Raw genomic sequence first — 21,688 nt, forward strand, 5'->3', positions numbered from 1 at the left:
AGCATCCGGACCCGTCCCGCGGATGACGCACCGTCACGAGAACTGCGTGCGCATCGATCCTGCTGGGTACTGGGGCGGCACCTTCTTCGTTCCAGTCCAACCACCGGCCGGGACCCTGATCGCTCGAGAAAGAGAAGCTCCATGTCCCAGTCCGCTTCCGCGCGCGGCGCGGCCCGTACTCCGATCCAGCTGGCGGCCCTGGTCGTCGGCGTCGTCTTCCTGGCCGTCGGTATTCTCGGGTTCATCCCGGGCGTCACCACCGACTACGACACGATGTCGTTCGGCGGCCACCACTCCGATGCCATGCTGCTCGGCATCTTCCAGGTCTCGATCCTGCACAACATCGTGCACCTGCTGTTCGGCGCCGCCGGTCTGGCGCTGGCCCGGACCGTCTCCGGCGCCCGCAACTACCTGATCGGTGGCGGTGTCGTCTACCTGGTCCTGTGGATCTACGGCCTGGTCATCGACCAGAACAGCTCGGCGAACTTCGTACCGGTCAACACCGCCGACAACTGGCTGCACCTGGTGCTCGGCATCGGCATGATCGGCCTCGGCGTCGCCCTCGGCCGTTCGGTCACGCGAGCAGCCGCCCACCACTAGCAGCACGTACGAACACGGCCGCGCCGGAGACTTCTCCGGCGCGGCCGCGCTGTGCGGTCCTGCTGTCAGCCGTCGTTCTCCGCGGAGGCAACGACGGCGCCCGGCACGTCGGCCGGCGCGAAGATCCGGTCCTCCCCCGGGTACGGCGTCGACCAGTCGTGGGCCTGGTACCAGTCGAAGTGGTTCATCTGGGCCGGGTTCGCGAAGTCGGCGCGAGCGTCGTTCCCGGTGAGGTGCTGCTGGGTCTTCCAGGTGTCCCACTGCGCCGCCACCGCCTGCCGCTCCGCCGGTACGACGGCCTTCGGCGCGGGAGCCGCGTTCGGGTTCTGCGCCGCGGGGACGTCCGCGCCACAGGCGGGCGGCGTACTCAGGCCGGCGGTCAGCGACGTCCGGTTCGGCACCGCGGTGAACGGCGTGAAGTCGGGCTGCTGGGTGAACGCGGTCGCCATCGGGGTGGCCGCGGTGTCCTTCTGGTTCATCGGCTTGATGCCGAGGATCTGCTCGATCGTGCGGATCATCGTGATCTGGGTGTAGTACCGGCTGTCGACGACACCGTGCCGGGCGTAGGGGCTGATGATCTGGATCGGCGCCCGGTGCCCGTCGACGTGGTCGAGGCCGGCCTGGGAGTCGTCCTCGACGACGAAGATCGCCGAGTCCTTCCAGTACTTGCTGTGCGAGATCTCGTCGGCGATCTTGCCGGTGGCCAGGTCGTTGTCGGCGACCTGCGCGGCACCGCTCGGCGGTCCACCGGTGTGGTCGCTGGACAGCCAGAACATGTTGAGGTTCGCCGGCCCGCTTCTCTCGAACTCCCGCTTCCAGATCTCGTAGCGGTAAAGGTCCGGGACGGAGGTGTCGAACTTCGGGAAGCCCGGCAGCGAGACGTTGTTCAGCGACGGGATCGGTGACGACGACACCATCGGATACGCCGTGTCCTGCCCGGTCGCGGCCATGGTCTTGGTGTCGCAGTACAGGTTCTGCCAGGTGGCCCCCGCCGGCTTGGTGAGGAACTGCTGGAACTCCCCGTAGTCGCGGACCGTCTTGCCGGCCGCCTGCGCACCGGTCCAGATGAAGCCGGTCTGCTGGTGGCCGAGGGCGTCGTCCTCGGTGTCGTAGCTGCGCAGGTACTCACCCGCCGACGACTCGGTGTACTCCGGGTTGTCCGCCTGCATCAGCCAGTTGTGGCCCTCGGCGGAGTTCGTGCCGATGTCGTAGGTGTTGTCGTAGAGGCCGAACTGCATGGCCATCGCGTGCTGGTTCGGGGTGACGTTCTCGCCGTACTGCGCCAGCGCCGGGTCACCGTTGCCCTCGGCAACGTCGCCGAACAGCTGGTCGTAGGTCCGGTTCTCCTTGACGATCAGGAAGACGTGCTTGATCGTCGACGGGTCGCCGATCCGCAGCGGGACCGGCACCGGCTTCTTGCTGCCCTGGCCCTTGTTCGCGGCCTGCGCCGCGTGCTTGGTCCAGCCGTTCTGCTCGAACACCTTCGCCGTACTCGCCTTCACGGCGTGGTCGTCGGGCAACCGGAACCGGGTCAGGCTCGAGGTCGTGTCGTGCGTGCCGCGCCCGGCCGCGGTGGTCTCCCGCCGGGCGTCGACACCGCGGGTGTTCGACACCACGACCTCCTTGCCGACGGTGGTGATCTCGGCCGGGAAGTAGTCCGTCGGCAGCAGGCCGACGTAGCTGACCGGCTCGAGGGCGTTGCGGTACCGGTAGACCGCGACCGCGTTCGCACGGCCCAGCGTCACCAGCAGGTGACCGTCGTCGGTCAGCGTGACACCGTTGGGCTCGTAGCCCACCGAGGCTTCGGTCCAGGGCTGGGTGGCGATGGTCTGCATCACCTTGTCGCGCCGGGTGTCGATCACCGACACGGAGTTCGTGGCCGTGTTGGTGACGAACAGCGTGCCGTTCTTGGCGTACAGCGCGGTCGGGTGCAGGCCGACGCTGATGCTCGCCGGGACGGCGGCCGGGCGCGCCAGGTCGATCACGCTCACGGTGCCGGTCGTGGTCGCGGCGGTGACCTGCGAGGCGGGCACCTGGGTGCCGTAGGAGTTGATCGTGGGTTCACCCGGCTTCGCCGGACGACCGCCCTCGTTGCTGACGTAGAGCTTCGACCCGACCTGGATCAGGTCGCGCGGAGCGTTGCCCACGGCCCAGCTCTGCTTGACGGTGCCGGAGGCCGCGTCGATCGCGACCACCCGGTTCTGGCCGTTCACCGCGGAGTACACGGTCGAACCGTCCGCCGAGAACACGGCCTCGCCGACCAGCGCCTGCTTGGCGCCGTCGGCGGCGATCGTGACGAACGTCGGGTCGGCGAGCGAGCCGTCCGGCTTCACGGTGAACCGGCGGTAACCGTCAGCCTGGCCCAGCCACAGCTGCGAGCCGTCGGGCGAGTACGTCGGGCCTTCCTGGCCGATGTCGTTGCCGGGGATGCGCAGGTCCGCCGCGGCGTTGTTGCCGACGTACTGCTGCACCTTCCAGTTCTTCAGGTCGACGATCGCCAGCGCCATCCCGCCGTCGGTGATCGACGCGGCCAGGTGGCTGCCGTCCGGGCTGACCGTCGACGACATGATCTTGCCCTGCTGGAGGACAAGCCGGTCGCCGAGCGGGGCGAGGTACTGGTCGCTGGGCAGGACCTGGCCGTCAGCGGTGACCTGGCCGACCTGGTCGGTTCCGAACTGCTGGGTGGAGGCGACGGCGGTACCGGCGAGGGCGACCGCGAGCGCGGTCGTTCCCGCCGTCACCACGGTCGTTCGCCGGCTGATGCGCCGGCCGAGAAGACCGCGACGGCTCTTCTCGGCACGCCTGCGGCGTGTTACCTGCATGGGGTTGGTCCCTTCAGGGGGTGGACGGAAGCAGCTCGACGGAACCGTCGAACTGCCAGAGCGGATTCGGTTCGTCGCCGCCCGGAGTCCGGACCAGGAAGTAGCCGTTCACTTCCTTCGGCCCGTCTCCGTCGGCGACGTACCGGCCGACCGGATTGATGTCGAGTTGGTAGATGGCCGAGCCCGCGGCCGCGACGCCTGGCACGTGCCAGCTCACGACGCACCGCCAGTCGTTGCCCGGGCCCTGCGCCGCGACCTGGTCGCCGCCCTTGGTGCAGGCGGCCGAGGTCTGCAACTGCTGCTCGGTGACGCCCGGCCGGTTGAGCTGCGCGGTCTGCAGGCGGTAGAGATGCGCGAACTCGGTCGCCAGCGCCCGCTGCACCTTGTCCTGCTCGATCCCGGAACCGGTCGCGCCCGTCACCGGCGCGACGACCAGCGTGGTGATCCCGAACAGCACCGCGAGCGGCAACGCACCGACGAGGATCGCGCGGCGGCCGGAGCCGTCGTGGGCCGGGTTGGTGAAGTCCCGGCGTACGAAGAGGTGGTAGGCCAGGGCGGTCGCGACAGCGGCCCACGCGAGGCTGACCACGACGCCGATCAGCATCGGCTTCAACTGGGCGGGTCCGGTGAACAGCCCGTTCCAGCTGATGAAGCCGTAGCCGGGCAGGGCGAGCCGGACCGCGACCGGAACCGGCAGCATCTGGACGATCTGCATCGCCAGAGCAACCAGGGCCGGAAGCAACAGTCCCATCGGAGACCGGCCGAGCGCGACCGAACCCAGCAGGCCGATCGCCGCCAGCGCCAGCGTCGGCGCGAGAGCGCAGGCCCAGGCGAGCAACACCTTGCCCGCGGCGTCACCCGGCGAGAGCAGATGGCCGTCGAGGCCGATCAACGAGCGGTTGCCGACGACCGCGACGCCACTGATCGCACTCGACACCACCAGCCCGACGACCAGCAGCAGGATCACCGTGAGACTGGCGAGCGCCTTCGACGCGAAGATCCGCCGCGGTGACCGGACGGCGACCAGCAGATGGCGCCAGGTGCCGAGCCGGTCCTCGGACGCGAACACGTCACCGGCGACCAGCGAGGTCAGCAACGGCAGTGCCCACGAGCCCGAGAACCCGAGCAGTACCAGCGGTCCGGCCCAGCCCGTGGCGTGCATCCAGCGGCCGAAGAGAGTGTCGACCGGCAGTGAGGCTTGCCGGCTCACCACGGCGACAAATACCGCCGGCGCCAGCCAACAGGCCACGACCAGCAGGCGGACCCGCCACTGCGACAGCAGCTTGACGAGCTCGAAACGGTAGCCCCGGGCCACCGAAACCCGAGCCAGCACAGGCGTCTCGGCCACGATCGCGGTCATCGATCGGTCTCCGCATCGATCGAGGTCTGTTCAGTGAGGGCGAGGAACGCGGCCTCGAGCGGCGACACCACCGGGGCCAGCTCGCGGACCGCGATGTCGGCCTGAACGAGCCGCTTCACCAGGACGTCGAGAGCCGGGACCGCCGCGGCGACCACGAGGACGTCGTGCTCGTCGACGATCCGCACTCCGGCGGTCTCACCGGCGACGGTGCGCGCGGCGCCCGGGTCGGAGGTGATGATCCGGTACCCGAGTTCGTCGTTCTCGTTGGCCAGCTTGGCCAGCGGGCCGGAGAACGCGACGCGCCCGGTGGACAGGATCGTCACCTCGGAGCACAGCGCCTCGACGTCGTCCATCCGGTGGCTCGACAGGATCACCGCTGTCCCCTCCGCGGCCAGCCGGGTCAGTACGCCGTACACGTGCTGCTTGCCGGCCGGGTCGAGACCGTTCGACGGTTCGTCGAGGATCAGCAGCCGGGGTTTCGTCAGCAGGGCCGCCGCGAGGCCGAGACGCTGGCGCATGCCGAGCGAGAAGCCGCGGGTGCGGTCGTCGGCGACCTCGGTGAGGCCGACCTGGTCCAGCACGTCGTCGATGCCCAGCGCCGGCGCGCGGCCACCGCGCAGTGCCGCCAGCGCCGCGAGGTTCTGCCGTGCGGTCAGGGACGGGTAGAGCCCGGGGCCGTCGACGAAGCCCGCGACTCCTTCGGGCACCGCGAGCGCGCGGCCCACCGGCGTACCGAGGATTTCCAGCGCTCCGCTGTCGGCGACGGCCAGGCCGAGCAGCAGCCCGAGCAGCGTGGTCTTTCCCGCGCCGTTGGGTCCGACGAGTCCGTGCAGCTGACCGGCCGGCACCGTGAGTTCGACGCCGTCGAGCGCGACCACGTCACCGAAGCACTGCCTGATCCCGCGAGCCCGGACGGCGAGCGGAGTGTCCATGGTGGCCTTCCTGGCGAGTTCCTTGACCAGGAAACATTAGGCACGAATACATCTGCCAGCGGGAACGGACAGTTGAACAACGAACGAACAGCCTGGTGCGCGTCAGCCGGCGTGCAGGGCCCGCACCGCGAAGTCGGTCAGCTCGTCGGCGTAGGCCTGGTCGAACCGGTGCGTGCGCAGGATCCATCGGTGGTAGATCGGGCCGAAGATCAGCTCGACGGCGACGTCCAAATCGATGCCATCGGCAACTTGTCCGGCCCGCTGTGCCGACTCCAGCCGGCGCTTCGTGGCGGCCAGCTGCGGACCGAGCATCCGGGTCATCACCTGCTCGCTGAGCGCCGCGTCCTGCTGCATGTCGATCATCAGCGCGCGCAGTGTCGCGGACGTGGACTCGTCGGCGAACTCGGCGATCGTCGCCCGCAGCACCACGCGCAGGTCCGCGGTCAGGTCGCCACTGTCGGGCCACTCGACGTCGGGCTGCTCAGCAGCCAGGGCATCGAGCACGACGGCACCTTTGGACGGCCACCACCGGTAGATCGTCTGCTTGCCGACCCCGGCCCGGGCCGCGATGCCCTCGATCGAGGTCTTGGCGTAGCCGAGCTCGGCGACCGACGCGGCGGTCGCGGTCAGGATCGCGGTGCGGGCCCGGTCGCTGCGCCGGCGCTGGTCTGGACTTCTCATGAACGAGACGATACGGTCCGTCTCGTTGAGATTCAAGCGAGAGGAACACCGCATGCGACTGTGGTTCATCACCGGAGCGGGCCGAGGGCTCGGCCGGGCCTTCACCGAGGCGGCACTGGAGCACGGCGACCGCGTGGTCGCGACGATCCGGCAGGACGGCGTACTCGACGAGCTGGTCAAGCAGTACGGCGACCAGCTGGTCCCGCGCCGGCTCGACGTCGCCTCCCGGGCCGAGGTCGACGCCGTGGTCGCGGACGTCGTGGCGACGGTCGGTACGCCGGACGTCGTGGTGAACAACGCCGGCTACGGCTTGGTCGGCGCGATCGAGGAACTGTCCGAGGAGGAGATCCGGGCGCAGTTCGACGTGAACTTCTTCGGCGCGGTCTGGGTCACCCAGGCGGTGCTGCCGCACCTGCGGGCCCGCGGATCCGGGCGGATCGTGCAGGTCTCCAGCGTCGGAGCGGTCGGGCATCTGCCGTTGTTCGGCGCCTACAACGCGACCAAGTGGGCGCTCGAAGGACTGAGCGCCGCACTCGCGGCCGAGGTCGCGCCGCTCGGCATCGGCGTTCACCTGCTGCAGCTGGGCGGTTTCGCCACCGACTGGTTCGGTTCGAGCATGCGCTTCACCACGGCGGACCCCGCGTACGACGCCACCCGGGAGGCGATCATGGGCATGCCGGGCTACCCGACCGCGGAGATGCTCGCCGCGGCCGAACCGTCCGGCGAGGAGTCCCCCGCCGTCGCGGCGAAGGCCCTGCTCGCCTTCCTGGACGAGCCGGAACCCGCGCTGCGCAAGATCATCGGCACCGGAGCCCACGACATGGTCGAACTTGCGCTGGAGCAGCGTCGCGACGACTACCGCCGCGACCCGGCGTTCACCTGGCCCGGATAACCCGGCACGTTTCACGGCTCAGGGCGAAGACTGCCGCAGCTTCGTCAAGGCCGCCTCGTCCAGCGGTTGCCCGGACCGGTGCGCGGCGTACAGGGCGGCGCCGATCACCGGGCTGTACAACGGCGTCCGCAGGTCGTAGTCGTGATCGAGCCCGGCCACCGCGTCGGTGAACTCCCGCAGTACTTCCGGAGCCGTGAGGACCCCACCCGAGTACGACACCGGAACCCTTGCAGAGGAAGGGAATCCGAGGCCTTCCCGCGTAGCCTCCACCAGCCGGACGAGCTCGGCCGCGGCATCCCGCAGGATGCCCGCCGCGGCCGAGTCACCTGCTGTCGCGGCCTCGACGACCTGTCGCGACAGCGCCGCGACAGCACGCCGGCTGCCGTGCCAGCGATTCAGTACGACGTCGACCAGGTCGAGATCGGACGCGAGGCCGAGGTGCCCACGCAGTACGTCGAGCAGCGGTCCGGCCGGCAGCCGCCCGTCGCTCATTTGCGAGAACGCCTGCAAGCCCCGCACGCCGATCCAGTAGCCGGATCCCTCGTCACCGAACAGCTCACCCCAACCGCCGACGCGGACACCCGTCTCCCCGCGCCGGCCGTAGGTCATCGACCCGGTTCCGCTGATCACGTTGATCCCGTCGGCCAGCGCGAGCGAACCCGCCCACCCGCACACCATGTCGTTGCCGCAGCTGTACCGGTCGTGCCCGAGCACGGCGCTGGGTGCAGCGTCGAGCTCGGGCAGGTCGGCACTCACTTCGCCGTACGCCGGAAGGCCGAAGAACGCCGAGGTGATCTCGGCCGGCTCGACCCCGGCGGCGGCGCAGACGTCCGGTACGGCGTCGGCGAGCACCCGCCGGACCAGGGAGACGCCTTCGCCGTCGCTGGAGTCGAGGTAGTAGCAACTGGGCGCCTCGGCGGTCGCCAGCACCTCGCCGCCGTCGGAGACCAGGCACAGCGCCGTACCGGATCCACCGCCGTCGACGCCGAGCCAGACGCTCACCGCGGCAGCGGGTGGATGGTCACGCCCTGGACGACGCGGTTGACCTCGCCGTCCGGGAACGGGTTGTCCGGGGTCCGGCCGAGCTGGATCGAGAACCGCAGCGCGAGCAGCTGCGCGATCACCACGAACGGCAACGCCAGGGCCGCGTCGTCGACCTCGGTCAGCCCGTCGATCCGCCAGGTCTCCGGCCCGCCGTTCGAGCTGCAGGCGCCGATCACCAGGACGTTCTCGGCGCCGATCGCCGCCCGGAGTTCCTCGGCGATGTCGAGGTCGTACTGCCGGGTGTAGCTGTCGTTGGACAGGTAGACAACCGCGAGCGTGCCCTCCTTCAGCACGGCCTTCGGACCGTGCCGAAACCCGAGGGCGGTGTCGTAGTAGCTGACCACCGCACCCGCGGTCAGCTCGAGCAACTTCAACGCCGACTCTCTGGCCAGTCCACCCAACGGACCACTGCCGAGATAGACGACGCGGTCATAGCCGTTGGCGGTGAGCCGGGCCAACTCGTCCGCCTTGGCGAGGACCTGCTCGGCCGCCGCGGCGAGCCGCTCGGCCAGAGCGGCGTCCTGCGCCGGGGCAAGTGCCAGCCAGGCCGTCAGCACCATCGACGTGAAACTGGACGTCATCGCGAAGCCTCGGTCGTTGGTTGCTGAGGGCATCAACAGGACCAGGGACCCGGCGGCCTGCTGGTGCTCGCGCGCGAGCCGGCCGTCGGCGTTGCAGGTGATCACCAGCTGGTGCACCGACTGCAGGCACTGCGTGGCCAGCTGGGTCGCGGCGACACTTTCCGGGCTCTCGCCGGAGCGCGCGAACGAGACCAGCAGTGTCGGCACGTCCTCGGCGAACATCTCCCGGGGGTTCGACACGATGTCGGTCGTCGCGACCGCATCGACGCGGCGCCGCAGTGCACGCGACAGCGCCGGCGCCAGGATCTCCCCGGCGAACGCCGACGTACCGGCGCCGGTCAGGACGATCCGAAGGTCCGGCCGGGCGAGCAGCGGGTCGAGGAACTTCGCAACCTCGTCCGCTCGGCCGGCCAGCAGCCCGGCGGCCTCGCGCCAGACGGCCGGCTGCTGCATGACCTCGCGGTAGGTGGCCAGCGAACCGAGGTCCTCGGTGCCGATCGCCGCGGTCGAAACGCCGGTCATGCGGCGGCCTCCGTCGCGGTGAAGCGGCTCATCGCCGATCCGTGCGCCTCGATCGCGTCGTCGAGGATCTTGGTCGCGACATCGAGTCCACTGACCAGAGGGTCGAGCGTCAGCGCCTGCAACGCGAGCGAGCGATCGCCGGTCAGGGCGGCCTGGACGGTGATCTCCTGCTGGTGCGCCCGCGCGGTCAGGACCGCGGCGATCGCGTCCGGCAGGGCGCCCACGCCGAGCCCGGTGATGCCCGCGGCACCCACCACGGCCGGGACCTCGACGACCGCGGTCGGCGGCAGGTTGCTGATCTTGCCCTCGTTCGGCAGGTTCACCGCCAGCTCGACGTGGTCGTTGCCGGTGACAAGCGCTTCGGCGATCGCCACCAGCCGCTCGGCCTCCTGGTTGTCCGTGCTCGGCAGCGGCGCCTTGCCGTCGGCCTGCGCGTGCAGCAGCTCCCAGAGATCGTCCTTCTCGCCGATGTACTCCATGGTGGCGTCACGCCCACCCTGCAGTCCCCAGGGCAGGTCCTTCTCGTCGGCCGGTCCCCCGTCCGCGGCCCGCAGGTAGTGGCCGAAGAACTCGGCGACGTGCCGGTCACCCGGCGCCGGGTACAGCCCGTAGGTCCGCATCAGGTCCGCCGACACCGGCAGGTGAACGCCCTCGTCCCGGGTGGACTCGGCGTCGATACCACCCGCGCGCTCCGCGACGGCCTTGCGCAGCAGCGGGTAGAGGTCCTCGGCGCCGCGCCGCAGGTCGAGCATCCAGCACAGATGGTTCAGCCCCGCGAAAACGGCGTGCACCTCGTCCGCCGGTACGCCGAGGTCGGCGGTCAGCTTGGACAGCGTGTGCATCGTGCCGTGACACAGCCCGACCGCCTGGACCCCCGTCTGCGACGTGATCGCCCGGACGTTGGCGGTCAGCGGGTTGGAGTAGTTGATCATCTGCGCCTCGGGCGCCAGATCGGCCACGTCGCGGGCGATGGCGACCAGCTCGGGCACGTGACGCAGCGCCCGCAGCACGCCGCCCGGCCCGACGCTGTCGCCCACCGTCTGCGCGATTCCGTACCGGGCCGGCACCTCGACGTCGGCGCGCCAGCCCGCGGCGGCACCGACCGCGATCGTCGTCGTGACGAAGCGCGCGTGCGGCAGGGCCTCGCGGCGGTCGACGTGCGGCACGAACGTCAGCTCGGCGCCCTGCTCGGCGGCGATCCGCCGGCCCACCCGGGCCATCGTCTCGGCGGCCTCACCGAACAGGTCGACCAGGTGGACTGTCCAGCCGTCGAACGTCCGGGACGACGCCAGATCGGTCATCAGGCCCGGTGTGAACACCGTGCTGCCCGCGCCGATCAGGACGATCGAGTTCTCACTCACTTGGGTTCCTCTCGAAAAAGATCACTTGGTCGAGCCGGCCAGCAGGCCGTTGACGATGTAGCGGTTGAACGCCAGCGCCAGCACCGCCGGGACGATGATCGCCAGCACACCGGCGGCGTTCAGCAGCGTCGACGGCACCACGTGCCGGCCCTGCAGGGAGGCGATCACGACGGTCAGCGGCTGGGTCGACAGGTCGCTGGACAGCACCAGCGGGAACAGGAACTGACCCCACGCGAACAGGAACGTGATCAGCGCGGTCGAGATGATGCCCGGACGCGCCAGCGGCAGCAGCAGGTGCCACAGCACCTGCAGCCGGTGGGCGCCGTCCACCAGCCCGGCCTCCTCGATCCCGCTCGGCAGGCTGGCGAAGTAGTTGTGCAGGATCCACGTTGCCAACGGCAAGAATCCGGAGACGTAGACCAGCACGATGCCGGTGTAGGTGTTCACCAGCCCGAACGTGCTCATGATCCGGTACAGCGGGATCAGCGTCGTGTACGCCGGGAACGCCATCGTCGCGATCACCGCGTAGAACAGCACGGTCTTGCCGCGGAAGTGCATCCGGGCGAACGCGTACGCCGCCAGCGTGGCCAGCAGCACGGTCACCACCGTCGCCGCGCCGCACTCGATCACGATGTTCAGCGTCGAGCGCCGGATTTGCGCCGGCACGTCACCGTCCCCGCTGAGCAGCGTGGCGTAGTTCTGCCAGGTCGCGTTGGTCGGCAGGTAGTGCGCGGGCTTAGCCCGGGCGTCGGCCTCGGTCTGCAGGCTGGTCTTGATCGCCCAGTAGATCGGCACCAGCGACCACAGCAGGATCATCGCCACGCCGACTCCGCGCAGCCCGCCGGTCCGCCGCTTCACAGCTCGACCCTGCGGTAGACCAGGCGGATCACGCCGAGCGAGATCACCAGCGTGACGAGTGTGATGAGCAGCGACAACGCGTATCCCCCACCGAAGTCGAGATCCTGGAAACTGATGAAGTAGGTCTGCATGGTCACCGAGGCGCCGGTGTTCGCGGCACCGTTCAGCACGTACGGCTGGTCGAAGACGTTCAGCGTCGCGATCACGGCCTGCACCATCGTGACCGCGATGCCGGGCCGGGCCAGCGGCAACGTGATCCGCAGGAACGCCGACCACGGCGTACAGCCGTCGATCTGGGCGGCCTCGTACAACTCGTCCGGTATCAGCTGCAGCACGGCGAGGATCAGCAGTACCGACAGCGGCGCGATCTGCCAGACCTGGACCAGCTCGATCAGCGTGATCGTCAGCAACCGGTTCTGCCCGAGCAGGACCGCGTTGCCGTCACTGAGGTGCAGGGTCGACAGCACGCTGTTGATCAGGCCCGCGTTCGGGTCGAAGATGCCCGTCCACAGCACACCACCGACGGCGCCGGGCAACGCCCACGGCAGGATCAGCACGGCGATGACCAGGCTGCGCCCGCGGAACGGCTTCTGCAGTACGACGGCCGCACCGATGCCGATGATCGTGGACAGCGCCACGCCGACCACGACGTAGAACACGGTGTTGCCGATGCTGCCGTAGACGGCCTTGTCGCCGGCCAGCCGGACGAAGTTGCCGAAGCCGTCGAACCGGGTCGGCGGGTCGAGCGCGTCGACCCGGAAGAACGACTGCACGACCGTGGTCACCGCCGGCACCAGCGCCAGCAGGGCGATGAAGATCATCACCGGCGCGATCAGCAGGTAGGGCAGCAGGTCGACCCGGGACCGGCGGACCGGCGCCGACCCGGGCGCCGGTCCGGCCGGAGGCGACGGCGGCTGTGCCGTCGCCCGCGGCTGGGCCGTCGAGGAACTCGCGGTCACGACCCGGACGCCAACTGGTTCGCGGTGTCGCTGATCGCCTTCATCGCCTGCTCCACCGACATCGAGCCGGTCGCCGCCGCGTGCAGATTGGTGTACACGGCGTTGGAGAACTTCGGGTACCACGAGGGCGCGCCGCCCTCGAAGACCGGCTTCGAGCCCTCCAGCATCGGCTCCAGGTCGGCGCCGCCGATCAGGTTGCCCTTGGCGGTCATCAGCTTCACCGCGGACAGGTGCGACGGCAACGGGTAGCCCGGCATCGTCTTGTCCGGGCCGTTCACGCCGGAGAAGTCGGCCTGCTGCTCGGTGGCGGTGAACCACTCGATGAACTTCGCGGCCGCGTTCGGGTACTTGGCCTTCTCGGGGATGCCGATGCCGTCGGGGTTGCTGAGGTTCGCGGCCGGCCCGCTGACGCCCGGGGTCTTGATGTACTTCACCTTGCCGACCACCGACGAGGACTCCTTGATGCCGTACAGGGTGCCGACCGTGCCGGAGTAGTCGGAGAAGGTGCTCGCGACGACGCCCTTGGCCATCAGCGTCTGCTGCCCCTGGGAGTCGGTGACGTTGATGTTGCCGGGCGGGACCAGCCCGGACTTCAGCGCGTCCACCATCCACTGGGCTGCCTTGTAGCCGGCCGTGTCCGGGGTGGAGAACTGCGGCTTGCCGTCCTTGTCCAGCACCGAACCGCCGAACGCGTTGGTCGCCTCGTACCAGTACGTCGACAGGCCCTCCGCCGCGGCGAACGGGATGTTCAGCGGGTACTGCACGATGCCCTTGGACTTGATCGTGCGCAGCGCGTTCGTGTACTCGTCCATCGTTGCCGGCGCCGGGTTCACCCCGGCCTTCTGGAACATCTCGGTGTTCACCGTCGTCACCATGATCGAGGCGTCGTACGGGATGCCGACCACGTGACCGTCGCTCTTGAACGACGCGAGCTGCGGGACGTCGGCCTCCATCGCCGCGGTGTCGACGTAGTCCTCCATCGGGAAGTACCAGCCGAGCTTGCCCAGCTGCCCGACCCGGGACCAGTCCACGTTGGTCGCGTCGGCGAAGTAGGTGTTCGCGGTGGCCGCGGCGGAGATCTTGTTCTGCAGGCTGTCCCAGTCGAGGTTCACCCAGTTGACCGTGATGCCGGTCTGCTTCGTGAACGCGTCGAGTGCGGCCTTGGGCGGCGGGTCGGAGGCGAGCGCGACGGTGATCGTCACCCCGGTGGTCTCGGTCGAGCCGCCGCTGGCCTTCCCGTCACCGCCGCCACCGCAGCCCGCGAGCACCAGGGCCAGACCGGTGAGTCCGGCGACCAGCGCGGTGCGCCGTCGCGGCGGGGCGATTCGTGTTCCAGTCCGGCGTCTGATCCTGAGCATGGCTTCTCCAGGGGGTAGCGGTTGACGCGCATCTGCGCATCCCAGCGCTTGAATTTGACGCGAACGTAGTTGGATGAGCAAAACTGGTCAAGGAATTCGAATACATGCGCAGAATATTGATCAAGTGCGCAAAAGTTGCTCAGAGAGGGGTTGCTACAGTGCGAGTCGTGCGCAAGGCAGAGCGGCTGAGTTCGATCCTCGACCAGGTCGGTGAACGCGGGCGGGTGGACGTCGCCGAGCTGGCCGCCTCGCTGGGGGTGTCCGGCGCGACGATCCGTCGCGACCTGCAGTCCCTGAGCCGCAACCAGCTCCTGGTCCGGACCCACGGCGGGGCGACCGCCAACGCCTCCGGTGACGAGGTTCCGACCAGGGTCAAGGCGGCCCTGCACCAGCGCGAGAAACGCACCATCGGCCGCGCCGCCGCGGCATTGATCGAGGACGGTGCCGTGGTGGGCATGACCGGCGGCACCACCGTGCTCGAGCTGGCCCGCGCCCTGTCCGAGCGGCGCGGCATCACGGTGGTCACCAACGCGATCAACATCGCCGCGGAACTCACCGGCCACGCGGGAATCCGGCTGGTGGTCGTCGGCGGGATCGCGCGGCCGTCGTACGAGCTGGTCGGTCCGGCGGCGGAGGCGATGCTGTCGAACTACCACCTCGACGTGGCGTTCATCGGCGTCGACGGCCTGACGCCGGAGGAGGGCTGTACGACGTACGACGAGATGGAGGCGCAGACCGATCTGGCCTTCCTGAGCCGCGCGCGGCGCAGCGTGGTGGTTGCCGACAGCACCAAACTCGGACGGGTCACGTTCGCCCGGATCAGCCTGCTGTCCGGCGTCACCGACATCGTCACCGACCGGGGCGCGTTGCCCGAGCAATTGGCCGCGTTGCGGCAGGCCGGCGTCCAGGTGACCGCGGTCTGAGGCGGGGCTCCCGGGCCCTGCGCGGAGGTCTGCACGGTTGCGCAATTAGTTGCGCAAGCGTCGGATCTTCTTGACCGTCGTTGTTCACGAAGTTACGTTCTGGTCCTCATCGCGCAGTTTTGCGCGACTCACGCGCACTGTGCGCACCCTGCTTCCACCTCCGTCCAGAGGGAGCTCAGATGACCGAGATGCAACGGCGAACCGTGCTGAAAGTCGCCCTGGGAGGCGCCGGCCTGGCCGCGCTGCCCGCTCTGACCGCAACCGCCGGCGCGACCGCGGCGGCGACCCCACCGAAGCCCGGACCCGAGTTCGTCGGCGTCGGCGACCAGTCCATCACCCTGGAGTTCGACGACCGGCTGCGCAGCCGGGTCGCGGTCCAGGGCACCACCGTGACGCGCTTCGACGCGAGCGAAGCCCTGCTGCTGGGCGACTCCGCCGTCGAGGACTTCACCTACCGTGGGCATCGCACCCGCCCGATCCGTCATTCCCGCCACGGCGAGGGTGTCCAGGTCACCATCCAGGGCGACTCCACCTCGGGGGTGCGCAAGACGGTCGAGCTCACGTCGTACGAGCGGCTGACCGGGATGACCGTGATGCAGGTGACCTACGCGAACCTGTCGCACCGTTCGCTGGCCGTCACCGGCTGGCGCAACGGAGCCCACGAGCTGCTGCAGAAGCCGGGCGGCTTCTACACGTTCTCGGGCAGCACCCACGAGGACCGGCGCGACTGGGTGCAGCCGGTGACCGACGACTTCGTCCAGCAGAACTCGCTGGGCATGGACTCGTCCGACTACGGCGGCGGTACGCCGTTGGCGTCGGTCTGGCGCCGCGGCGCCGGAATCTCGGTCGGGCACGTCGAGCCCCGCGCGCGGATCCTCCGGATGCCGGTGCGCAAGACCAGCAACGGTGCGAGCATCGCGATCGAGGGCGACACCCCGCGGACCCTGAAGCCGGGTGAGCGGCTGACCACCGACACCACGTTCCTGACCGCGCACCCCCGCGACCACTTCGTGCCGCTGCAGCGGTACCGCGATTACATGAGCGATATCGGACTGCGTGCGCCGCGGGTGCCCGACTCGGCGTACGAGCCGATCTGGTGTGCCTGGGGCTACGAGCGGAACTTCACCCTGGAGCAGGTGATCGGCACGCTGCCCAAGGTGCGCGAGGTCGGCCTGAAGTGGGCCGGCCTGGACGACGGCTGGCAGACCAACGAGGGCGACTGGGACCTGAACCCGCAGAAGTTCCCGCGCGGCGAGGCCGACATGCGGGCCTTCACCCGGCAGATCAAGGACGCCGAACTGCGGCCGCGGCTGTGGTGGGCGCCGCTGGCCGCCGACCCGGACAGCAACCTGTTCCGGGACCACCCGGACATGCTGCTACTCGATGCCGAGGGCAACAAGCAGGAAGTGACCTGGTGGGACGCCTACACGCTCTGCCCGGCGTACCAGCCGACCGTCGACTACTTCGTCGCGCAGGCCCGGAAGTTCATCGGCAGCTGGGGCTACGAGGGACTGAAGATCGACGGGCAGCATCTCAACGCTGTTGCCCCCTGCCACAACCCGGCGCACCGGCACGCGCGGCCCGAGGAGTCGACCGAAGGACTCGCCAAGTTCTGGATGGCGATCCACCAGGCCGCCCACCAGGCGAACCGTGACGCCGTCGTGGAACTGTGCCCGTGCGGTACGGCGTTCGCGTTCCACAACCTGCCGGCCGTCGACCAGTACCCGGCCTCCGACCCGACCTCGTCGTACCAGGTGCGGCACAAGGGCAAGACGATGAAGGCGCTGATGGGTCCGGGCAGCAGTTACGCCGGCGACCACGTCGAACTGAGCGACGGGCGCAACGACTTCGCCTCCAGCTACGGCGTCGGCGCGGTGCTGTCGACCAAGTTCACCTACCCGAGCGACCCGCCGGGGACCCGGCCGGGCCGCGGCAACGTGCTCACCCCGGAGAACGAGGTGCTCTGGAAGAAGTGGGTGGCGCTGTACCAGCAGAACATGCTGCCCACCGGCGAGTACCGCGGCGAGTTGTACGACATCGGCTTCGACAAGCCGGAGACGCACGTGGTGGCCAAGGGCGACACGCTGCACTACGCCTTCTACGCCGACCAGTTCGACGGCACGGTCGAGCTGCGCGGTCTGGGCCGTGGCCGGTACCGCCTGACCGAGCCGTTCACCGGTACGTCGCTGGGATCGGTCGACGCCGAGCACAACACGGTCGAGCTGAGCTTCGCGAAGTTCCAGCTGATCGTTGCCCGGCGCACCTGATTCCGGTCCGGAGCGGCTCGACGCCTGGCTGGGCCGAGCCGCTCGGGCGGCTACGAGTGGGTGAGTTGCGCGCTCGTGTTCTGCTGCTGGCGAAGCTGTTCGTCGAGGTCCCGCAGGACGTGCATGAAGGCCTCGGAGAACGTCGGGAACGGCTGGATCACGTCCAGCAGCACGGACAGCGGCACCTGCGCGCGGATCGCCAGGGTTGCCTGCTGCAACCATTCGCCGGCCTCCGGCCCGACCGCGTAGGCGCCGGTGAGCACCTTGCCGTCCGAGACGATGGTCAGGAACCCGGGCTGAGTGTCGTAGGCGCGGGTGTACGTCGCGGTCCGGGCGACGCCGGACAGTCGCACCGTGCTCGTGAAGAGACCGTCCGCTGCGCCGACCGATGCCGCCTGGGGATCGCAGAAGACGACCCGCGGTACGGCGTCGTAGTCCGCCGTCCGCGGCCGGCCCAGGATGTTGCTCGCCACGACCCGCCCCTGGTACTCGCCGACGTGGGTGAGCTGCCACAGCCCGGTGACGTCGCCGATCGCCCACAGCCCGGGACCGGCCGAGAGTCGCTCGTCGACCGGAACGCCGCGGGGATTCGCCGCGATGCCGACCGTCTCCAGTCCGATGCCGTCCACCCGCGGCCGGCGGCCCGTGGCGACCAGGAGGCGGTCACCGCGCAACTCCGTGCCGTCGTCGAGCCGGACGACGTACTCGACGTCGTCCCGCCGGGCTTCCGCGACGCCGTGGCCGAGCCGGACGTCGACGCCGTCCGCGGCGAGCGCGGCCGCCACCGCGACCCCCACCGCCCGCGGCTCACGCGGCAGGACGTGCTCGCCACGTTCGATCAGGACGACGGCCGATCCCATCCGCGCCAGCGCCTGGCTCATCTCGACCCCTGTCGCGCCACCGCCGAGCACGAGCAGCCGCTTGGGCACCTCGGTCATCCCGGTGACGTCACGGTTGGTCCAGACGCCCGGCAGCTCCCGCAACCCCGGCACGGGCGGGATCACCGGATCGGCACCGGTCGCGATCACCACGTGCTCCGCGGTGTGACGCTGATCGTCCACCAGGACCGAGTTCGGCCCGTCCAGCCGCCCGGTCCCCCGCAGTACGGCGACGCCGGCGCTGTCGGCCCACGCCACCTGGCCGGCGTCGTCGTAGCTGGACACCATGAAGTCGCGCCACTCCAGCGCCGCCCGGGTGTCGACTGTGCCGGTCACAGCCTCCCGCGCGCCTGGCACCTCCCGGGCCTCGGCGAGGGCCTCACCGGGACGCAGCAGAGTCTTCGAGGGGATGCAGGCCCAGTAGGAACACTCGCCGCCGAGCAGTTCGCGCTCGACGACGGCGACCTTGGCCCCACCTTTGGCCAAAGCCGCGGCGCAGTGCTCCCCCGGTGCTCCGGCGCCGAGCACGATGACGTCGAAGTCCTTCACGACGGCAGCTCGGTTCCGGCCTGCTCGCGCACCATGTAGTCGGCGTACCAGGCCGGCCAGTCGGGGTCCTCCTGACCGGTGCGTGCCTCGTGCTCGCCGTGCGCCGCGGCGGCCCGGCGCAGCGCGGCCGAGAGATCGTCGGTCGAGGCGAACGTCGTCGCCGCGGGGTCGATCCGGCCCGGCAGCCGGGTGGTGACCTCCTGCAGGATCCAGCCGTTGCCGTCCGGGTCCTCGAACGACAGGAACGAGCCGTAGCTGCTGCGGTCGGGGCTCGGGCCGCTGACCCGCTCGTCGGTCCCGGCGTGGTGGAAGACGCCGCCGGCGTCGTGCCAGACCTCGCTCGGTTCGGCGCCGAGCCGCTTCAGCTCGTCGTGCGCGGCGTCGATGTCGCTGACGATCAGGTGCAGCCCCTGCGCCGTGCCCGGTTCCTGCGCGGTCACCGACGTCCCGAAGATGACCGAGGCGGGCGATCCCGGCGGGGTGACCTGCACGACCCGGAAGGTGTCGCTGGTGGCGAAGTCGGCGTCGAGCCGCCAGCCCAGCGCCGTGTAGAAGTCCTTGGACCGGTCGACATCGGAGACCGGGACCACAACGACCTCGAGCTTCATGTCCATGAGCTGTGCTCCTTGCACTCGTCGGGAAGCAGACGACCACAGCCTCGTCGGCGGCCACCGCCGGTCGCGCCAGGGAATGTCCCTGGCCGGGGCCGACCAGGGACATCCACGGGCGCGAACCGGGCATCGCCGGGCGGATCGTCGGAGGCGAACCGGATGGCGCGAGAGGACGTGAGAGATGGCGGAGAACACGACCACCGGTGACGCGCCGGCCGGTCCCGGAGCGCTACCGGCCCTGCGCAGCGGCACCGGGTTCGCCCTGGTCGCCGCGACGGTGCTCGCGTCGATGGTGGGCTTTCTCGACGCCTACATGGTCAACGTCGCCGTGCCCGCGATCGGCGCCGGTCTGCGAGCCGGGGTCAGTCAGGTCCAGTGGGTCCTGACCGGCTACCTGGTCACCGTCGCGTCCCTGCTGCTGCTCGCCGGTGCGCTGGCCGACCACTTCGGCCGCCGCAGGATCCTCGTCGTCGGCCTGGGCATCATGTTCGTCGCCTCGTTGTGCTGCGCGGCGGCGCCGAACGTCGAGCTGCTGATCGCCGCCCGGGCCGTCCAAGGCGTGGGCGGCGCGCTGGTCGTGCCGAGCAGTCTGGCGCTGCTCAACGGAACCCTGCGTCCGACCGACCGGGCGAAGGGAATCGGCGTGTGGGCCGGCGTGTCGACTCTCGGCACCACGCTCGGCCCGTACGGCGGTGGCTGGCTGGTCGACCACGGATCCTGGCGCTACATCTTCCTGCTGAACGTTCCGCTCATCGCGGCGGCGTACTGGGTGCTGCGCCGGGTCCCCGAGGTCGATCGCACCCGGCGGCCGCTGTCGCTCGACCTCGCCGGCGGCCTGCTCACCGTGCTCGGCCTCGGCGGAGTCATCTACGCGCTGACCGCCGGCCCGGACTCCGGCTGGGCCAGTACGCCGGTGCTCACGGCGGCCGCGATCGGTCTCGTCTGCCTGATCGCGCTGGTCCCGCTCGAGCAGCGCCGGGCGGCGCCGATGGTACGGACGGCGTTGTTCCGGATCCGGCAGTTCGTCGCGATCAACGCGACCACCGTGCTGTTCTACGGCGCGATCTCGGCGGCCGCTTATCTGGTGGTGCTGCAGTGCCAGCTGCAACTGGGCTACAGCGCCACCGCGGCCGGTGCCGCACTGGTTCCCGAGTCGGTCGTGTTCCTGATCGTGTCGCCGCTGGTCGGCGGCCTGGTCGCCCGGGTCGGCACGCGCTGGCCGATGACCGTCGGCATCCTGATCGTGGCCGGTGGCTTCGTCTGGTTGTCGGCCGCTCGGCCCGGTGACGGCTACCTGACCGCGATCCTGCCCGGCGCGATCCTGTGGGGACTCGGACTCGGCCTGGCGGTCGCTCCGCTGACCGCCGCCGTCCTGGCCGCCGTCGACGACTCCGACCTGGGCGAGGCCTCGGCGATCAACGACGCCGCGTCCCGCGTCGGCGGCGTGATCCTGGTGGCTCTGGTCCCCGCGCTGCTCGGCGCCGGCGGCTCACGCGACCTCGTGCAACCGCTGGCCGGCAACTACCGGACCGCGATGCTGGTGCTGGCCGGTCTGGCGATCGTGAGCGCCGTCGTCACCAGCGTGTTCGTGGCGTCCGGCCGCCGGCCGTCCGCGCGGGTCCCCGCTGCCCCCCCGCGCGTGCACGGCTGCGCTGTTCCCACCCGCTGACCAGCGACCCGGCTCATCCACTGACCACCCGAGGAGAATCGATGACCGAGGTAACAACCTTGACCACCCGGACGCCGGACGGCGCGCTGGCCGGGCAGGCCGTCGTGGTGATCGGCGGCAGCTCCGGCATCGGCCTGGAGACGGCCCGTCAGGCGCACGAGGCCGGCGCTCGGCTGTACATCACCGGCCGCAACCGCGAGCGGCTCGGCAAGGCCGCGGACGAGGTCGGCGCGGAGAGTGCGGCCACGCTCGACCTCGGCGATCCGGTGCGGCTCGAACGGGTTTTCGCCGGGCTGCCGCAGCAGTTCCACCACGTGCTGGTCAGCGGCGGCGGTCCGTCGTACGCGCCGATCGCGGAGATGGACTTCGACGAGGCGTTGCGCGGGTTCGACGAGCACCTGATCGGTGCGCTGCGGATCGCGCGGCTGTGCATCGGCAGGATTCCACCCGGTGGCTCACTGACGCTGATCAGCGGCACCGGCGCACGGCGTCCCGGCCTCGGCCTGAGCCTGGCCGCGATCGGCACCGCCGCGCTGCCCGCGATCGCCGCGAACGCCGCGGTCGAGCTCGCGCCGATCCGGGTCAACGCGATCGCGGCCGGCTTCGTCGACACCCCGCTCTCGGCGCGGCTGCTCGGCGGCCGGCTCGAGGAGCGGCGGGCCGACCTGCGGGCCACGCTGCCGATCCGCCGCGTGGTGGGACCGGAGGACGTCGCCGCGCTCGCCGTGCACCTGATGACCAACACGGCACTGACCGGCGCGACGTACGACGTGGACGGCGGACAGCAACTGCTGTCCCGCTGAGACCGCGGTGTCGCGCTG

The 21,688-nt window shown here is 70.2% G+C and carries 18 protein-coding genes; 6 read left to right on the plus strand and 12 right to left on the minus strand.

Annotated features, from left to right (window positions below; translation table 11 throughout):
• Positions 1–141 precede the first annotated feature (141 nt).
• Complete coding sequence (locus ACQPXM_RS22715) at positions 142–600, plus strand: DUF4383 domain-containing protein (protein WP_432936302.1); 459 nt, start codon at positions 142–144, stop codon at positions 598–600.
• Positions 601–665: 65 nt separating this feature from the next.
• On the opposite strand, the gene ACQPXM_RS22720 is transcribed toward ACQPXM_RS22715, so the two are convergent.
• The 4 genes from ACQPXM_RS22720 to ACQPXM_RS22735 all read right to left on the minus strand — a co-directional run bounded on the left by ACQPXM_RS22720 (position 666) and on the right by ACQPXM_RS22735 (position 6,395).
• A complete protein-coding gene (locus ACQPXM_RS22720) occupies positions 666–3,422 on the minus strand; it encodes an alkaline phosphatase family protein (protein ID WP_432936305.1) in 2,757 nt (918 codons plus the stop codon).
• A 13-nt stretch (positions 3,423–3,435) separates the two neighbouring features.
• The gene (locus ACQPXM_RS22725; RefSeq protein ID WP_432936308.1) at positions 3,436–4,782 is read right to left on the minus strand and encodes an ABC transporter permease; all 1,347 of its coding nucleotides are present in this window, start codon (positions 4,780–4,782) and stop codon (positions 3,436–3,438) included.
• Complete coding sequence (locus ACQPXM_RS22730; RefSeq protein WP_432936310.1) at positions 4,779–5,714, minus strand: ABC transporter ATP-binding protein; 936 nt, start codon at positions 5,712–5,714, stop codon at positions 4,779–4,781. Before ACQPXM_RS22730 ends, ACQPXM_RS22725 begins: the two co-directional genes overlap by 4 nt.
• A 102-nt stretch (positions 5,715–5,816) precedes the next feature.
• Positions 5,817–6,395 carry a TetR/AcrR family transcriptional regulator gene (locus ACQPXM_RS22735; RefSeq protein ID WP_432936312.1) on the minus strand — a complete coding sequence of 193 codons (579 nt, stop codon included), beginning with the start codon at positions 6,393–6,395 and terminating at the stop codon, positions 5,817–5,819.
• Positions 6,396–6,447: 52 nt separating this feature from the next.
• Between ACQPXM_RS22735 and ACQPXM_RS22740 the strand changes: the two genes are divergently transcribed.
• Positions 6,448–7,287, plus strand: coding sequence for an SDR family NAD(P)-dependent oxidoreductase (locus ACQPXM_RS22740; protein WP_432936315.1), 840 nt, complete (start codon positions 6,448–6,450; stop codon positions 7,285–7,287).
• An 18-nt stretch (positions 7,288–7,305) separates the two neighbouring features.
• Here the strand turns inward: ACQPXM_RS22740 and ACQPXM_RS22745 are convergent, their stop codons facing one another.
• The 6 genes from ACQPXM_RS22745 to ACQPXM_RS22770 are packed head-to-tail and all read right to left on the minus strand — an operon-like array spanning position 7,306 to position 13,970.
• Complete coding sequence (locus ACQPXM_RS22745; RefSeq protein WP_432936318.1) at positions 7,306–8,289, minus strand: N-acetylglucosamine kinase; 984 nt, start codon at positions 8,287–8,289, stop codon at positions 7,306–7,308.
• Positions 8,286–9,434, minus strand: coding sequence for an SIS domain-containing protein (locus ACQPXM_RS22750; RefSeq protein ID WP_432936320.1), 1,149 nt, complete (start codon positions 9,432–9,434; stop codon positions 8,286–8,288). Before ACQPXM_RS22750 ends, ACQPXM_RS22745 begins: the two co-directional genes overlap by 4 nt.
• A complete protein-coding gene (locus ACQPXM_RS22755; RefSeq protein ID WP_432936322.1) occupies positions 9,431–10,795 on the minus strand; it encodes a hypothetical protein in 1,365 nt (454 codons plus the stop codon). Before ACQPXM_RS22755 ends, ACQPXM_RS22750 begins: the two co-directional genes overlap by 4 nt.
• A 21-nt stretch (positions 10,796–10,816) precedes the next feature.
• The gene (locus ACQPXM_RS22760) at positions 10,817–11,653 is read right to left on the minus strand and encodes a carbohydrate ABC transporter permease (RefSeq protein ID WP_432936324.1); all 837 of its coding nucleotides are present in this window, start codon (positions 11,651–11,653) and stop codon (positions 10,817–10,819) included.
• The gene (locus ACQPXM_RS22765; RefSeq protein ID WP_432936326.1) at positions 11,650–12,612 is read right to left on the minus strand and encodes a carbohydrate ABC transporter permease; all 963 of its coding nucleotides are present in this window, start codon (positions 12,610–12,612) and stop codon (positions 11,650–11,652) included. Before ACQPXM_RS22765 ends, ACQPXM_RS22760 begins: the two co-directional genes overlap by 4 nt.
• Positions 12,609–13,970 carry an extracellular solute-binding protein gene (locus ACQPXM_RS22770; RefSeq protein WP_432936329.1) on the minus strand — a complete coding sequence of 454 codons (1,362 nt, stop codon included), beginning with the start codon at positions 13,968–13,970 and terminating at the stop codon, positions 12,609–12,611. The genes ACQPXM_RS22765 and ACQPXM_RS22770 overlap by 4 nt, the downstream gene beginning before the upstream one ends.
• A gap of 167 nt (positions 13,971–14,137) precedes the next feature.
• Between ACQPXM_RS22770 and ACQPXM_RS22775 the strand changes: the two genes are divergently transcribed.
• On the plus strand, positions 14,138–14,893 hold the full coding sequence (locus ACQPXM_RS22775; protein ID WP_432936331.1) for a DeoR/GlpR family DNA-binding transcription regulator: 756 nt from the start codon (positions 14,138–14,140) through the stop codon (positions 14,891–14,893).
• A gap of 179 nt (positions 14,894–15,072) precedes the next feature.
• Positions 15,073–17,160 carry a glycoside hydrolase family 36 protein gene (locus ACQPXM_RS22780; RefSeq protein ID WP_432936333.1) on the plus strand — a complete coding sequence of 696 codons (2,088 nt, stop codon included), beginning with the start codon at positions 15,073–15,075 and terminating at the stop codon, positions 17,158–17,160.
• A 50-nt stretch (positions 17,161–17,210) separates the two neighbouring features.
• Here ACQPXM_RS22780 and ACQPXM_RS22785 read toward each other — a convergent pair whose 3' ends face one another.
• On the minus strand, positions 17,211–18,587 hold the full coding sequence (locus ACQPXM_RS22785) for a dihydrolipoyl dehydrogenase family protein (RefSeq protein ID WP_432936336.1): 1,377 nt from the start codon (positions 18,585–18,587) through the stop codon (positions 17,211–17,213).
• Positions 18,584–19,201, minus strand: coding sequence for a VOC family protein (locus ACQPXM_RS22790; protein ID WP_432936338.1), 618 nt, complete (start codon positions 19,199–19,201; stop codon positions 18,584–18,586). Before ACQPXM_RS22790 ends, ACQPXM_RS22785 begins: the two co-directional genes overlap by 4 nt.
• 178 nt (positions 19,202–19,379) lie before the next feature.
• On the opposite strand from ACQPXM_RS22790, the gene ACQPXM_RS22795 reads away from it, so the two are divergent.
• Entirely contained in the window at positions 19,380–20,867 is a 1,488-nt protein-coding gene (locus ACQPXM_RS22795) for an MFS transporter (RefSeq protein WP_432936341.1), read from the plus strand.
• A gap of 41 nt (positions 20,868–20,908) precedes the next feature.
• A complete protein-coding gene (locus ACQPXM_RS22800; RefSeq protein WP_432936344.1) occupies positions 20,909–21,670 on the plus strand; it encodes an SDR family oxidoreductase in 762 nt (253 codons plus the stop codon).
• Positions 21,671–21,688 lie beyond the last annotated feature (18 nt).

The organism is Kribbella sp. CA-253562 (assembly GCF_050942265.1).
Lineage (GTDB): Bacteria > Actinomycetota > Actinomycetes > Propionibacteriales > Kribbellaceae > Kribbella.

Bases quoted from the DNA above. Each gene is read 5' to 3' on its own strand.
- ACQPXM_RS22730 (WP_432936310.1), bottom strand. From the start codon at position 5,714: ATGGACACTCCGCTCGCCGTCCGGGCTCGCGGGATCAGGCAGTGCTTC.
- ACQPXM_RS22795 (WP_432936341.1), top strand. From the start codon at position 19,380: ATGGCGGAGAACACGACCACCGGTGACGCGCCGGCCGGTCCCGGAGCG.
- ACQPXM_RS22715 (WP_432936302.1), top strand. From the start codon at position 142: ATGTCCCAGTCCGCTTCCGCGCGCGGCGCGGCCCGTACTCCGATCCAG.
- ACQPXM_RS22770 (WP_432936329.1), bottom strand. From the start codon at position 13,970: ATGCTCAGGATCAGACGCCGGACTGGAACACGAATCGCCCCGCCGCGA.
- ACQPXM_RS22800 (WP_432936344.1), top strand. From the start codon at position 20,909: ATGACCGAGGTAACAACCTTGACCACCCGGACGCCGGACGGCGCGCTG.
- ACQPXM_RS22740 (WP_432936315.1), top strand. From the start codon at position 6,448: ATGCGACTGTGGTTCATCACCGGAGCGGGCCGAGGGCTCGGCCGGGCC.
- ACQPXM_RS22780 (WP_432936333.1), top strand. From the start codon at position 15,073: ATGACCGAGATGCAACGGCGAACCGTGCTGAAAGTCGCCCTGGGAGGC.
- ACQPXM_RS22790 (WP_432936338.1), bottom strand. From the start codon at position 19,201: ATGGACATGAAGCTCGAGGTCGTTGTGGTCCCGGTCTCCGATGTCGAC.
- ACQPXM_RS22725 (WP_432936308.1), bottom strand. From the start codon at position 4,782: ATGACCGCGATCGTGGCCGAGACGCCTGTGCTGGCTCGGGTTTCGGTG.
- ACQPXM_RS22720 (WP_432936305.1), bottom strand. From the start codon at position 3,422: ATGCAGGTAACACGCCGCAGGCGTGCCGAGAAGAGCCGTCGCGGTCTT.
- ACQPXM_RS22750 (WP_432936320.1), bottom strand. From the start codon at position 9,434: ATGACCGGCGTTTCGACCGCGGCGATCGGCACCGAGGACCTCGGTTCG.
- ACQPXM_RS22735 (WP_432936312.1), bottom strand. From the start codon at position 6,395: ATGAGAAGTCCAGACCAGCGCCGGCGCAGCGACCGGGCCCGCACCGCG.